General features: G+C 68.5%; 13 protein-coding genes and 3 pseudogenes. 8 read left to right on the top strand and 8 right to left on the bottom strand.

The genetic code is table 11. From position 1 onward, the window contains the following. Positions 1-69: 69 nt before the first annotated feature. Together istA and istB are read left to right on the top strand one after the other, a co-directional pair. Entirely contained in the window at positions 70-1,287 is a 1,218-nt protein-coding gene (gene istA, locus BA062_RS22015; protein ID WP_210406951.1) for an IS21 family transposase, read from the top strand. Then, positions 1,287-2,078, top strand: a complete 792-nt coding sequence (istB, locus tag BA062_RS22010) for an IS21-like element helper ATPase IstB (protein WP_110339647.1) — start codon at positions 1,287-1,289, stop codon at positions 2,076-2,078. Before istA ends, istB begins: the two co-directional genes overlap by 1 nt. 1,101 nt (positions 2,079-3,179) lie before the next feature. Here the strand turns inward: istB and BA062_RS22005 are convergent. The 4 genes from BA062_RS22005 to BA062_RS21990 all read right to left on the bottom strand — a co-directional run bounded on the left by BA062_RS22005 (position 3,180) and on the right by BA062_RS21990 (position 6,403). Continuing rightward, complete coding sequence (locus BA062_RS22005; RefSeq protein WP_245959939.1) at positions 3,180-4,562, bottom strand: MFS transporter; 1,383 nt, start codon at positions 4,560-4,562, stop codon at positions 3,180-3,182. A 29-nt stretch (positions 4,563-4,591) separates the two neighbouring features. Then, on the bottom strand, positions 4,592-5,086 hold the full coding sequence (locus tag BA062_RS22000; protein ID WP_110339645.1) for an SRPBCC family protein: 495 nt from the start codon (positions 5,084-5,086) through the stop codon (positions 4,592-4,594). 122 nt (positions 5,087-5,208) lie between these two features. Continuing rightward, complete coding sequence (locus tag BA062_RS21995; protein WP_245959938.1) at positions 5,209-5,781, bottom strand: RNA polymerase sigma factor; 573 nt, start codon at positions 5,779-5,781, stop codon at positions 5,209-5,211. Positions 5,782-6,067: 286 nt separating this feature from the next. Continuing rightward, positions 6,068-6,403 (bottom strand): YciI family protein, encoded by a 336-nt coding sequence (locus BA062_RS21990; RefSeq protein ID WP_110339643.1) that lies wholly within the window; start codon positions 6,401-6,403, stop codon positions 6,068-6,070. A 477-nt stretch (positions 6,404-6,880) separates the two neighbouring features. On the opposite strand from BA062_RS21990, the gene BA062_RS40565 reads away from it, so the two are divergent. The 4 genes and pseudogenes from BA062_RS40565 to BA062_RS21965 all read left to right on the top strand — a co-directional run bounded on the left by BA062_RS40565 (position 6,881) and on the right by BA062_RS21965 (position 9,358). Further along, positions 6,881-7,522, top strand: coding sequence for a transposase family protein (locus tag BA062_RS40565; RefSeq protein WP_342768939.1), 642 nt, complete (start codon positions 6,881-6,883; stop codon positions 7,520-7,522). Beyond that, positions 7,420-8,169 (top strand): annotated as a pseudogene (locus BA062_RS40560) (ISL3 family transposase); the annotation flags it as partial. The gene BA062_RS40565 and the pseudogene BA062_RS40560, both read left to right, overlap by 103 nt. Before the next feature lie 83 nt (positions 8,170-8,252). Further along, positions 8,253-8,471, top strand: coding sequence for a cupin domain-containing protein (locus BA062_RS21975; protein WP_245959935.1), 219 nt, complete (start codon positions 8,253-8,255; stop codon positions 8,469-8,471). Positions 8,472-8,791: 320 nt separating this feature from the next. Then, complete coding sequence (locus tag BA062_RS21965) at positions 8,792-9,358, top strand: dihydrofolate reductase family protein (protein ID WP_110339639.1); 567 nt, start codon at positions 8,792-8,794, stop codon at positions 9,356-9,358. 96 nt (positions 9,359-9,454) lie between these two features. Here BA062_RS21965 and BA062_RS21960 read toward each other — a convergent pair whose 3' ends face one another. The 4 genes and pseudogenes from BA062_RS21960 to BA062_RS21945 all read right to left on the bottom strand — a co-directional run bounded on the left by BA062_RS21960 (position 9,455) and on the right by BA062_RS21945 (position 11,801). Then, a complete protein-coding gene (locus tag BA062_RS21960; RefSeq protein WP_245959934.1) occupies positions 9,455-9,943 on the bottom strand; it encodes an SRPBCC family protein in 489 nt (162 codons plus the stop codon). Positions 9,944-10,098: 155 nt separating this feature from the next. Further along, positions 10,099-10,700 (bottom strand): annotated as a pseudogene (gene folE, locus BA062_RS21955) (GTP cyclohydrolase I FolE). A gap of 46 nt (positions 10,701-10,746) precedes the next feature. Beyond that, positions 10,747-11,205 carry a hypothetical protein gene (locus tag BA062_RS21950; protein WP_110339635.1) on the bottom strand — a complete coding sequence of 153 codons (459 nt, stop codon included), beginning with the start codon at positions 11,203-11,205 and terminating at the stop codon, positions 10,747-10,749. Between the two features lie 41 nt (positions 11,206-11,246). Further along, positions 11,247-11,801: a DUF2231 domain-containing protein gene (locus BA062_RS21945; protein WP_110339633.1), complete on the bottom strand. Its 555-nt coding sequence runs from the start codon at positions 11,799-11,801 to the stop codon at positions 11,247-11,249. Positions 11,802-11,932: 131 nt separating this feature from the next. On the opposite strand from BA062_RS21945, the gene BA062_RS21940 reads away from it, so the two are divergent. Continuing rightward, positions 11,933-12,688 (top strand): helix-turn-helix transcriptional regulator, encoded by a 756-nt coding sequence (locus BA062_RS21940; RefSeq protein ID WP_168214050.1) that lies wholly within the window; start codon positions 11,933-11,935, stop codon positions 12,686-12,688. 156 nt (positions 12,689-12,844) lie between these two features. After that, positions 12,845-13,666 (top strand): annotated as a pseudogene (locus BA062_RS21935) (DUF72 domain-containing protein); the annotation flags it as partial. Positions 13,667-13,788: the final 122 nt, after the last annotated feature.

Genomic DNA, 13,788 nt, shown 5'->3' with positions numbered 1-13,788 from the left:
TGTCGACGACGCTCGAAAACGAGGCCGTAGCGACGCTCGAAAACGAGGCCACCCAGACAGATTGGATGGGTGATCTCGGTGGAGGACTGGGCGTTGATCCGGCGGCTGGTCGCGGACGGTGTTCCGCGGCGGCAGGTCGCGCGGCAGTTGGGTATCGGGCGGGCGACGGTCGATCGGGCGGTGGCGTCGGACCGGCCGCCGAAGTACGAGCGCAGGCCGGTGCCGACGGCGTTCACGCCGTTCGAGGCAAGGGTGCGGGCGATCTTGGCGGAGCATCCGGAGATGCCGGCGACGGTGATCGCTGAGCGGGTGGGCTGGACCGGCTCGATCACGTGGTTCCGGGACAACGTGCGCCGGTTGCGGCCGGGGTATCGCCGCCCTGATCCGGCTGACCGGCTGGTCTGGGAGGCGGGGGACGCGGCGCAGTGCGATCTGTGGTTCCCGCCCAAGCGGATCCCGTTGGAGGATGGGTCCAGCGCGTTGTTGCCGGTGTTGGTCATGGTCGCCGCGCACTCGCGGTTCATCACCGGGCGGATGCTGCCCACTCGGCGGACCGAGGACTTGCTGCTCGGCTCTTGGGAGTTGATCGGGCGGCTTGGGCGGGTGCCACGCCGGCTGATCTGGGACAACGAGCCGGGCATCGGTCGCGGTGGTCGCCTGGCCGCCGGCGTCGCGGCGTTCACTGGCACGCTGGCCACGAAGGTGGTGCAGCTGCCGCCGAACGACCCGGAGTCCAAGGGCATTGTCGAGCGCCGCAACGGGTTCTTTGAGACTTCGTTCATGCCCGGCCGTTCCTTCACCTCACCAGCCGACTTCAACACCCAGTTCGACCAGTGGCTGAGCCGCGCGAACGCGCGCATCGTGCGCACGATCAAGGCCCGCCCGGTCGACCTGATCGAGGCTGACAGGGCACGGATGCTCGCGCTGCCGCCGGTTCCGCTGCTGCTGGGTTGGCGGCACCGGGTCCGGCTCGGCCGCGACTACTACGTCCGCCTCGATGCCAGCGACTACTCCGTCGACCCGACCGCGATCGGGCGGATGGTCGAGGTGAGCGCGGATCTGGACCGGGTCCGGGCCCGCCTCGACGGCCGCGTGGTCGCCGACCACGCCCGGGTCTGGGCCCGCGGCGCCACCGTCACCGACCCGGCTCACAAGCGGATCGCGCAGGCGCTGCGTGAGCAGGCACGACAGCCACGGGTCGCCGCCACCGCCACCAACGCGGATGACCTGACCCGGGACCTGGCCGACTACGACCGCGCATTCGGGCTCAGCGGGGAGGTCGCGTGATGGCTGCCAAGACCACCCCGGAGTCGGTCAAGCAGATCCACTACCTCGCCGCCGCACTCAAGGCACCGCGGATCACCGAGACCGCGCAGCGGCTGGCCGACCAGGCCCGTGACGCGGGCTGGACCCACGAGGACTACCTGGCCGCCGTGCTCGAACGGGAAGTGTCCGCGCGCAACGCCTCCGGCGCCGAACAACGCATCCGCTCGGCCGCCTTCCCCGCCCGCAAGACCCTCGAGGACTTCGATTTCGACGCCCAACCCGCCATCCGGGCCCAGGTCGGCTCGCTGGCCTCAGGCGCCTTCCTGACCGAGGCACGCAACATCGTGCTGCTCGGCCCACCTGGCACCGGCAAGACCCACCTGGCGATCGCACTCGGCGTCGCTGCCGCCCGCCACGGCCACCGCGTGCTGTTCGCGACCGCGACCGATTGGGTCACCCGGCTCACCGAAGCCCACCGCTCCGGCCGACTGCCGCAGGAACTGACCAAACTGCGCCGCTACGGGCTGATCATCGTCGACGAGGTCGGCTACCTGCCCTTCGAGCAAGACGCCGCGAACCTGTTCTTCCAACTCGTCTCGTCCCGATACGAACACGCCTCGCTCGTGCTCACCAGCAACCTGCCGTTCTCTGGCTGGGCCGGCGTCTTCGGCGACCAAGCCGTCGCCGCCGCGATGATCGACCGCATCGTCCACCACGCCGACGTGCTCACCCTCAAAGGCGCCAGCTACCGCCTCCGCGGACGAGGAATCGACAGCCTGCCCAGCATCAGAACACAGAACCAGGCAGACTAGACACACCGACCGGTGGCCTCATTTTCGAGCGTCACAACGGCCTCAGATTCGGGCGTCGTCGACAGTGGGGACGGGACGGGGAGTCGCATGTCTGTCCCGGAGTCCCGGGCGCGGATATGCCCAGGTCAACGGGGCGCGGGGGGCGTCCCGAGACGTTGCGCAGCGACGGTCGGCCGGGGACGGCTAGGACGGCCCTCATTTAGCTCAATGGCGATTCTGTGACGGATGCCAGCATGTGGCGCCCGGTATGTGGAGCCGTGAGGCTAACGTGCATATCCCCCTCGGACACCAGCACAATCCCTACGACCTGGTCTGCTGGTCGCTGTCACCGCATCCTCTTCATGTTGGTAGACCATCTCCAGTCCGAGACCGGCATACGGCTCCTGCAGCTTGTTGGCTTCTCCGCGCTGGATGATGCGTCTGACGTCGCCTAGTGAGTCGATCCTGGCGTGGATCTCGGCTGCCGTGAGCTCGTTGGGTGCGGGAGTCCCGTCGAGTTCGGCGCGTGCGGCAGCACGTTGCTCTTGCCGGGTTGATGCTCTCGACGAGTGCGGCCGGCCGGGTCGACACCTGCCTCGATCGCCGCGGGGAGCTTGCGAAGGCGCCCTTCGGCAAGTTGAGCCGCTGTTGAGCCGCCTCTCGCGTGGCCGTTCCGGCTCCGGATCGGCGCTGCGAGTCGAGAAGGGAGGCGACGCGCCGGTCGACGTTGTCTCGCCGAACAGGCTGTCCAGCCAGGCGTTGAGTGGTTCGAGCACAGCCGCTACGGCCAGGTAGACGTTCTTCGGGTGGATCTCCAGTGCGGGTGCTCCGGGTACGAGTGAACGAGCAGCGCAGCGATGGTAGGTCCGGGATTGCCGGGGTGTGCCCTCCATGCGTCGTGTGCAATACCCGCACCGCAACGGGAAGCTGGTTCTCGTGGGTCGTCGGGCAAGCAAATCGGTCAACGTCTGCGGTTCGCACGGCATCCGCGAAAACATTTGCGCCGTAAGCTGCGGATTTCGGCGACCGTGGGGATTGTCCGGCGCGGCCGCAGGTAGGTTCGAACCTTGTTGGTTGCACAAAGGTCTGAGGCTTGGTTACATGCTCCCGGAACAGGAGGCACTACTTCTTCCTGAAGCCGATCACCGCTGTGATTATTCCTAGACCTGCGAGAACACCGATGGCGGCGAAGGCGGTGCGGAAGCCGTCGAGGCCCGTTCCCGTGACGAGGACTGTCGCGACGACGGCCACGCCTGCCGCGGCACCGATCTCACGCGTCGTTTCGATCAGGCCCGAGGCGACTCCCGACTCCGCCTCGGTGACGCCGGACAATGCGCCGATTTGCAGCGAGGGGACACAGAGCCCGAAGCCGATTCCGGCGAGCAGGAACGCCGGAAGCAGGCCGATGAGGTAGTTGCCGTCGGCGGAGACCTGAGTGAGCCACGCCATCGCGGTGGCCAACAGTGTCAGACCGGTTACCAGCATGCGGCGGACGCTCAGGACGGCTGTGAGACGACCCGCGGCGGACGCGGTCCCGAATTCGGTCATTGTCGTGGCCAGCCACGCGAGACCTGTTTGCATGGGCGAGTAACCGAGTTCCTGCTGCATCAACAGCGACCCGAGGAAGATGAACGAGAAGAACGCACCGAAGGCGAGCAATGCGGTGAGGTTCGCCGCGACGAGTGTGCGGTTCCTCAGTGTTCTGCCCGGCACCAACGGGGCGGGTGAACGCCTCTCGATCAACACGAACGCGGCCATCAGCACACCTGCCACGACAAACCATGCCAATGTGGAGACAGAGGCCCATCCGTGGGTGGCGGCGTGGTGGAGTGCGTAGACGGATGTCAGCAGTCCACCGGTCGCCGCGCTCGCCCCCGCGACGTCGAGCCGCCCGGAACGGCCACGGGCAACATCGGCCGCGAGGCAGGTGATGGCGAGCGCGACGAGCACGAGGCCGACAGGAACGTTGATGAAGAACGACCACCGCCAGCCAGGGCCGGCGGCGATGAAACCGCTCGCGACGACGCCCACCGTTCCGGCCGCTCCGCCGACAGCTGCAAAGATGCCGAAGGCCCGGTTGCGTTCCCGCCCCTCCTGAAACGTGGCAGCCACCAGCGAGAGTGCGGCCGGCGCGATGAGTGCCCCGCCCAGCCCCTGAAGGCCGCGCGCGGTGATCAGCACGCCGCCGTGCTGCGCCAGGCCCGCTACGAGCGACGCAATGGTGAACAGGCTGAGGCCGGCGAGAAAGATGCGGCGTCGTCCCAGCAGGTCGGTCATCCGGCCGCCGACGAGGAGGAATCCGCCGATGACCAGGCCGTAGGCAACGACCACCCATTGCACGGTGCCTTGGCTGGCGCCGAGGTCTCGCTGAATCGAGGGCAGGGCCACGTTCACGATGGCGATGTCGAGGCCCACCATTGCCTGGGCCGCGCAGGCCAGGCCGAGCACGAGCCCTTGGCGAGTATGCGTCGCCTTCTGGCGCGCGACGGTGTTCCCGAAATTCATGGTTGGGCTTCCCTTCGACCCGCGGCGGGTCAGCGGTGGTAGCTCGGCATCGGCTGGCCGACGCCGGTGGTGATCAGCTGCGGCAGGCTCTTGGTGATATAGAAGGTCCAGCCGGCCGAGCACGCTTCGAAACAGGCGGATTCGGCCGCGGTGAGACCCTCGTGTGTGAACTGCACCGTCGTGCCCTGATCCGTGACACCGATGTCGAAGACGACGGTGGTGCCAGTCCACTCGTCCGGGTCGTCGACGAAGGTCAGCACGGAGTCCACGCAGTGCCAGACCATCCGGCTGCCTGGCACGACCTCGGTGAGCTGAAACCGGGCGAAACGGATGCCCTTTTTGGCTCGGGCGGTCTCACCGGCGTACTCGCAGTCGTCGGTGAATACGAACTCATCGTGTAGTGCGGCCGAATGGCCGATGAGGTTCTCGCTCCACCACCCACGCACGTTGGTGACGGCCTCGAAGACCTCCTCCGGCGTCCGGTCGACGGTCATGGTGGCGGTCAGGTACTCGGTGTTCGACATGGGTTCTCACTTCTCTCCGTTTGGCGGCTTTGCCCACCGACGAAGGAGAACGCCCAGGATCGACATCGGCGCCGAAGAACTTGAGAAAAATCTACGACAGAGGTGAAGGCACTGGTCAGAGGCTATGAAGACGTGCCTTCAGGTAACGACGCTCGGCGTCGGTCGGCGCCAGTTCCAGCGCTTCCTCGTAGGCCGCGGCTGCCTCGGTGAGGTGGCCTTTTCCTGTGGAGGAGGTCGGCCCGGGTGGCGGGCAGGAGGTAGTAGCCGTCGGGTCGGCCGGCCTCGGCGAGCTCGTCGACGAGCGCGAGCCCCGCGGAGATGCCCTCGGCCATCGCTGTCGCCACGGCACGATTCAGGTCCACGACGGGAGACGGCGCCAGCCGCGCGAGCTCGGCGTAAACGGTGTTGTGACAGGCGGCTATCGCAGCCTGCACCTGGTACGGCCCAGAGCGCCGCATGGCCAGCGCTTCGTCGAGTGTCGCGACACCCCCGGCGATCAGCGCGTGATCCCACCGGGACCGGGGCATCACCCGGACGAGCGTCCGTGCGAGGTGAATCGCGGGTGCGACCCGATACGGGATCCCTGCCTCGACGATCTTGCGCTTGGCACGCACCAGGCGTTGCGTCATCGTCGGCTCGACGGCCAGGAACGCCTTGCCGAGCTCACCCGTGCTCAATCCCGCCAGCGTGCGCAACGGAGGCGACGCGGGCCTGGAACGGCAGGGCGAAGGTGCGGCAGTTCGCTGTGCTGGAGCGGGTGCCAATCGAGCCCGCGTCGGAGGAGATTCCGGACGAGCGGCTGTGGCTGATCTTCACAAGCCGTCATGGCGCGCCGGACGGAACGGAACTCCGTCGCGCGTCCACGTCGCCAACGCGGCGGCCAACGCCTCCTGCGCGCAGTCCTCAGCCAGATCCCAGTTCCCGGGTCCCACTCGTCCCGGTACGCCGCGTCGACCGCGGCACGAACCATCTCCGGCGCGGTCACTCCCATACGGGGCGGACCTCGATACAACCCCGGCTCGCGTAGGGGTGCAGCGCCGCGAGCGCGAGAGCGTCGTCGAGATCGGCGCACTCGACGATGTCGATACCGCCGACGAAGTCCTTCGTCTCCGCGAACGGGCCGTCGGACACCATCGTCTCGCCGTCCCGGACACGGACTGTCGTTGCGGCCGCCACCGGTCGCAGCCGCGCGCCGCCGAGGCTGCCTCCCCGCCGGTCCACCTCCGCATCGTAGGCCTGGAACGCCGGGTCCGCCCTTATCTCCTCCATGGACGGCGACGTCGTCTCATCGTCACAGATCAGGAACACATACTTCATGGGCTCACATGATGCCCGAACGGGCGCGGGCGTCATCGGCACTGCGGGAATAAACATCACCTGCGTCGCAGACGGCGGTGCGCCAGCCCGGGACTGTCCGTGATCCGGCCGAACCGGGGCCTGCTGGCGATGATCTTGATGTTCGGGTCGCGCGGGAGCTGATCGACAAGGCCCGCGACGAAGGCGTGTCGCCGACTTCTGCGTCGAGTGGGAAGAGAAATACCCCGCCATGATCCGACTCTGGCGCAATAGCTGGGAAGAATGCACGCCCTTCCTCGTTTACCCACCTGAGTTGCGGAAGCTGGTGTAGACGACGAACGCGATCGAGACTTTGAACTCGCCACGCGACGGCGCGGTTGTTGGAAACGCGCGCTGAACACGCTGGCCATGCGCTACGGCGACCGACTCGACATCACCACTGACAGGCGATCGCACCGTCACCCACAAGATCGCTGGCTCTGTCGCTGATCTTGTGGAGTGTCTACCTGGTTTCTGACTCGAAGCATCATAGGGTGGCGACTGTGCAGTGTGGACAGTCATAGCTTGTGGCCTCACCTCAGTGAGTTGATCGTAGAACACATCGAGCGGAAGGTCGACGAAGTCGTCGTCTCCGCGCGGGTCCGCGGTCATCGTGCTCGTTGCCGTCACTGTGGGAAGTATTCTGGGCGGGTCCACGGCCGCTACGACAGGACGTTGGCGGATGCTCCGGTGGCAGGGGCTGGCGTGGTGGTTGTCCTCCAGGTGCGGCGTTTCCGTTGCACCAACGGAAAGTGTGCCGCCGTGACCTTCACCGAGCAAGTCCCGGGTGTGACCACTCCACACTCTCGAGCGACGCCGTTGTGGCAGGACATGGTGGCGCGCATTGGGCTGGCGCTGGCCGGCCGCGCCGGCGCGCGGTTGGCAGCGGCGATCGGCATCAACTGTGGCCGAGACACGATCCTGCGGCGTGTCCGGGCTCCACCGGACCCGCCGCGCGGTGAGGTGACGGTGGCGGGCGTGGACGATTTCGCCCTACGATACGTGAGGGCACACGTGCCACCACCACCCGCGAGCGCTGGCACCACGTCCACGACCTCCTCGACCGCGGTGTGGGAATGCTGGAGTGCGCACGACGACTGAACCTCGCCCTTAACACCGTCAAACGGTACGCACGCATCACCGAACCAGAGCGTCTCGTGCGCGCCCCGGTCTATCGGCCCACGCTGGTCGACCCATACCGAGAACATCTCCGCCAACGCCGTGCCGATGACCCCACCGTCGGCGTGACACAGCTACTCAAGGAGATCAAAGCCCTGGGCTACCAAGGCAGCGCGAATCTCCTCGCCCGTTACATCAACCAGGGACGAGTCGAAAACGATCGGGCCTCGATCTCGCCGCGCCGCCTCACCAGCCTCATCCTCACCCACCCTGATCGCCTGACCGACGTCCAACGACACCTGCGCGACGAACTCACCAGCGCCTGCCCCGAGATGATCGATCTCGCCGATGCCGTCCACGGCTTCGCGGAACTGCTGACACCCAGCCCAGGCAACGCCACCCGGCTACGCGCGTGGATCACGACCGTGCGCAGCTCTGACCTGCCCTACCTGCACTCCTTCACCCGCGGACTGGGCAAAGACGCTAGCGCCGTGACCGCCGCGCTCACCCAGCCTTACAGCAACGGCCCCACCGAAGGCCACGTGAACCGCATCAAAATGATCAAGCGACAGATGTACGGCCGAGCCGGACTCGACCTCCTCCGCAAACGCGTACTCCTCACCAACTAATAAGAAGACATCACAAGATCAGCGACAGAGCCAGATCGCTGATACTCCCCCCGCTGGGACAGACCGTTTTCGTCACCGAGGGGATGGGCCTGTGCCAGCGCCGGGGCGGGCCGGTCGAGGTCATCCGGCCCGGTGACCGAGTTCTGTTCGAGGCCGACGAGGAGCACTGGCACGGCGCCGCACCGAACCGGCTGATGGTCCACCTGGCGATCAACGAGGGCGACGCCGACCATGATGTCGTCCACTGGCTGGCCCCCGTCACCGACGAGGAGTACGCCGCGGCCCCGGAACCTCACCTATGACTTCGCCGGCCAGGTCGCCGCGAAGGAACTCACCGACGACGGCCACCGAGCCCTCGCCCTACCTGCGACGTCGCCGACGAAGACGCCGACCAGTTCGACCGCGTCAGCGCCATCAACCTGCGCTTCATCTGGGCGAGCATGAAGCACGGGCTATGTCACCGGCATCGCCCTGCCCGTCGGCGGCGGTGACACGGCCCCATCACAGCCGCGACCGTCGCCGCCACGTCAGGCTGCCGGTGAAGGGTGCTCAGATCGCGCTCCGATGAGTTCTCCGCGTCGCGCCGGTCTGTACCCGAAACGACTCGCGGGAGGTTGGCGCCATGCGGAAACTGAGCTTCGGGATGAACGTGAGCCTGGACGGCTACATCGCCGCGCCCGGCGACGACATCGGCTGGGGCGGGCCACCGAGCGAGGAGCTGTTCCAGTGGTGGCTCGAGCTGGAACGGGCGAGCGGCCTGTCGCTGTACGGGCGCAAGCTGTGGGAGACGATGAGTTCCTACTGGCCGACCGGCGACCAGCAGCCCGACGCCACCCCGGCGGAGATCGAGTTCGCGCGGAACTGGCGGGAGACGCCGAAGGTGGTGTTCTCCTCGACGATCGACAAGGTCGACTGGAACACTCGCCTGGTCACCGGCGACGCGGTCGCCGAGATCACCCGGCTCAAGGCCGGGGACGGCGGCCCGATGGGCATCGGCGGCGCGACGCTCGCCGGGGCGGCCATGCGGGCCGGGCTCATCGACGAGTACCAGCTGGCCACCTACCCGGTCCTGGTGGGCGGCGGCACGCCGTTCTTCACCGCGCTCGACAACTGGGTGAACCTGAACCTCGTCGAGACGCGGACGTTTCCGGGCGGCGTGGTGCTGACCAGGTACCAGACGAGGCGCTGAGCGCTCGCCCCGGGAGTGTTCACACCGGCCGTTGAGAACCCCGGTTCGGCGTTCGACGGCGAACCGAGACGGCGCGGCGGTTCCTCCGGGTCTCGGTCACGCCGGCGCCGCCGATGCAGCGAGCTCCGCCAAGTGGTGCAGCGAGTTGGTGAGATGCTCAGGGCCGAACGGCGGGAAACGGATGCCGCGCTCGCGGATGTACCGCGGCACCGCCGACCAGTCGTAGGTGAGCGTGACCTCGGTCTTGGCCAGGCCGAGCGGCGCCAGGTCGTAGCGCCAGGTCCAGCCACCGAACTCCAGCCGGCCGTCGGTCTTCCGCTGCCCCGTCAGCCAGCCGATGGCGTGCGGCGGATCGAGCGCCTGGACCTTGTTGACCACCTGGTAGTCACCGTCCGGATGTCCGGCGTGATACATGTCCATGCGGAAGAGCTGTCCCACCGCCGTCAGCGGGGCCCGGTCGACGGGTTCCTGAACCCAGCCGGTGCCGTCGATCGCGGAATGGGTCGCCGGGTCCGCCAGCACCGCGAACACCCTGGTGACGGGCACGGCGATCGTCAGGGTGGCGCTCACGTTCTCCTCGGTCATGGTGTGCACGCTCCTTGTCACTGCGTTCCGGGCCTTCGCGAGCGCGAGGCCCCTCGCACAGTGGCAACGAACTCGGCGACGCCGGTTCGACACGGGGTCCGGGTTTTTTCGCCGGGGCCAGGGACTCGGACGCCGAGTCCCTGGCGCCGGTGCCTTCAGCCGTGGACGCCGGTGAGGGCGAAGAACTCCTGCCGGGAGCGGGCGTCCTCGCGCAGGACGCCCAGCAGGGTCGAGGTGACGGTGGTCGAGCCGGCGGCCTGCACTCCGCGCAGGGTCATGCAGCTGTGCTCGGCCTCGATCACGACCCCGACCCCCTTCGGGTGCAGGTGCTCGGCGAGCCAGTCGGCGACCTGCTTGGTCAGCCGCTCCTGCACCTGGGGCCTGCGCGCGAAGTGTTCGACGATCCGGGCCAGCTTGGACAGCCCGAGAATGCGTTCGCCCGGCAGGTAGCCCACGTGAGCCACCCCGACGAACGGCAGCAGGTGGTGCTCGCAGACCGACCGGACCGGAATGGCGCGGGCCAGCACCAGTTCGTCGTAACCCTCGTCTTGGGAAACGTCGTGAGATCGAACGGACGCGGGCTGAACAGCTCGGCGTAGGCGCGGGCCATCCGCCCTGGGGTGCCACGCAGGCTCTCCGAATCCGACTCGACGCCGAGTGCCCTGAGGAACTGTGCGGCGGCGTGCTCGGCCGCGACCAGATCGACACCCGGATCGGGCTCGTGGACCACCCGTAAGGCGGCGGAGGCAGAGTGCATGGACAGCCCTTTCGATCGTCGACATGGTGGAGAACGGGGTGTGGGCTCAGCTTCCGCCGATCTCGAGGGCGGACAGCAGGACGAGCACCACGGTGGCGAGCGCCAACACGCCGTGTGCGCCGACCACCACGACCGGGAAATGCTGCTCGGCCGGTTCCCGGTCACCGGTCTCGGCCGTGCCCGGCCGGCCACCGCCGCTGCCGGTGGTGACCGTGGCGCGAGCCCGGTAGGCGGGTATCCAGCGGGCGAGCATGGTGAAGCCCAGCAGGGCGACGGGGACCAGCAGCCCGAACGCGATCCAGGCCAGCACGGTCGTGTCCGCGACGAGGTAGATGATCCACACGACGAGACCGGCGGCGGCGAGTGCGAAGTGCCCGAAGATCACCGCGGGCGGGAAGTTGCTGGCGCGCGGGGTACGGGCGCCGCCCTTGGCGATCCAGGTGCCGAGCAGGACGAAGCCGCCGGCGGCGGTGACGACCCAGGCGATCAGTGCGGCGATGGACATGATCGGCCTCCTTACGGGAACGGGACAGCGGTGGGTCTGGTTCAGTGGGCGTGGCCGGTCCGTCCGCGCACCGGTGGTGTGCGGACGGACCGGTAGCCCTCTGCCTGTGCGGTTTCCTCGGCGACCCGCACGCCGTAGCGGTAGGCGAGTTTCCCTCCCAGATACCCGGACACGCCCAGCGCCGCGAGGCTGACCGCGGACAGCGCCAGTGGGCCGACGGCCACCGGCCCGGGCTGGCCGTAGGTGGCGTTCCGCCAGAAGAAGTTGCCGATGTAGGCGCCGACGACCAGCAGGTTGAGGCTCATGTGCAGCAGGCCGGTGCGGAACGCGCGGGTTCCGGTGGGAATGGCCAGCAGGTCGAGGAATCCGATCATCGCCGCCAGCAGTGCGCCGATCACCCCGATCGCGATCAGCCACACCGAGCCCTGTGTCAGGAACGCGGGGTCGCCGATGATCCGCGAGGCGATGTCGAACACGAGACCGGCCACCCAGGCGCCGATGGGCACGGTGACCAGGATCGGGTGGAACGGGTGCCCGTACGGGCCGGCGAGCGCCTTGCTCACCGGCTGCTTGGCCTGTTGGACATCTCCGGTCACAGGGAACACCACCTCTCCGCTAAATCACTAAGAAATTTTGGTCCTATTGAGAGCCTCCGTCAAGCTCGCCCTGTGTCCGGGCGTTCGCCGAGCTGTCATGGGATACGTTTGTTGGTGTTATCGTGAGGGACGTGACAGGCGATGCGGGCATCAGGGCTGTCGCCGTACTGGACGACGAGCTGCGCCGGGGCATGTACCGGTTCATCCGGGCCGCCCGGCGCCCGGTCACCCGCGACGAGGCCGCCGCCGCGGTCGGGATCTCCCGCAAGCTGGCCGCGTTCCACCTGGACAAACTCGTCGACGCCGGGGTGCTCCAGGCCGGCTACCAGCCGGTCAGCGGCATCCGGAAGGTCGGCCGGGCGCCGAAGGTGTACCAACCGGTCGCGGCCGACATCCGGGTGAGCATCCCGCCCCGCCAGCCCGACCTGCTCGCCGACATCCTGGTGGACGCCGTCCTCTCCGGCACCCAGTCCGACGACAGCGACAACCGCGATGACAGCGACAACGGCGACGAGGACGGCCGCGAACGTGACGGGCAGGTCCGGCGCGCCGCGCTGCGGGCGGCCCGCCGGCGCGGTCACCGGATCGGCGCGGCCGAGCGCGAGCAGGCCCGCCCCGGACGGCTGGGTGCCGAGCGTGCCCTCACCCTGACCGCGGCGGTGTTGGGCCGTCACGGATTCGACCCGGATCGCGGGTCGTCGACGTGCCTGCGACTCGGTACCTGCCCGTTCCACCCGTTGGCTGACAGGGCACCGGAGCTGGTGTGCGGCATCAACCACGCGTTCCTCGCCGGTCTGCTCGACGGACTCGGCGCCGCGACCGTCGAGGCGGTGCTCGACCCGCACGCGGGTGAGTGCTGCGTCGAACTGCGCGCCCGTCGCGGGTGACCGGCACCCGATTCGTGGAGCCGATCGCCTTCGACAGGCCAGGGCCGGCCTTCGACCAGGCCACGGGCGCGTGCCCGCAGGTGCTGCCCGGGTAGTAGGTTCACTGCCGGCTGACGGGAGGTGGATGGAGTGGCACGTCTGCACGTCGGTTGCGCGATGTGGACCCACAAGGCGTGGGCAGGGCGGTTCCTGCCGCAGCCGCTGCCGGCGAAGGAACGCCTGCGGGCCTACGCCGGCTGGTGCAACGCGGTCGAGGGCAACACCACCTTCTACGCGACCCCCGCCCGGGACACCGTCACGACGTGGGCACGGCAGACCGACGCCGGCTTCCGGTTCCTGGTCAAGCTGCCCAAGGTCGTCACGCACGAGCGCCGGTTCGCCGGTGTCGAGGCCGAGATGCGGGCATTCCTCGACGCGATCGAACCCCTTGGCGAACGGGCGGTCCTGTGGACCCAGTTGCCCGCCTCGTTCGGCCCCTCGGACGTCGACGCTCTCGGCCGCTTCCTGCGCCGGCTCCCCGCCGGCCGCCGACGCGCCGTCGAGGTGCGCCACCCGGGGTTCTTCACCGACATCCACTCGACGTCGCTGCTGGAAGGAACACTCGCCGACGCGGACGCCGAGTGGGTGCCGTTCGACACCACGGTCTTCTTCCAGAGCCCGCCGACCAGCGAGGCCGAGCAGGACGCCCGGGCCAAGAAACCGCGGCTGCCGAGGCGGACGCGAGCGCTGACCGACCGGCCGATCGTCCGCTACCTGGGCCGGGACTCTGTCCAGGAGACGGTCGAGGGGTGGCGGCCGTGGACCGAGGTGGTCGCGGGCTGGCTGCGCGAGGGCCGATCTCCGACGGTCTTCGTGCACACCCCCGACAACGCCGACGCGCCCGCACTCGCCCGCCGCTTCCACGACGACGTGCGAGCCCTGGTGCCCGGCCTCGACGCGCTGCCCGAACCGGCACCGGTCGAGCCCGCGACCCTGTTCTGGCCGATGCCGCGGCGGGAGCGGGACACCCCTCCCCCGCCGCCTGATCCGTGCGCGCCGACGCGGTCCAGATTCCGGTGGACCGGCGAAAAACGGCAGCGCCGGTGAACCTGCCGCCGCGC

Origin of the sequence: Prauserella flavalba (assembly GCF_003202235.1) — a bacterium.
In the GTDB taxonomy this organism is placed as follows: domain Bacteria; phylum Actinomycetota; class Actinomycetes; order Mycobacteriales; family Pseudonocardiaceae; genus Prauserella_A; species Prauserella_A flavalba.
The sequence above is the reverse complement of the archived record's forward strand: the minus strand, read 5'-3'. Positions and strand labels throughout refer to the sequence as shown.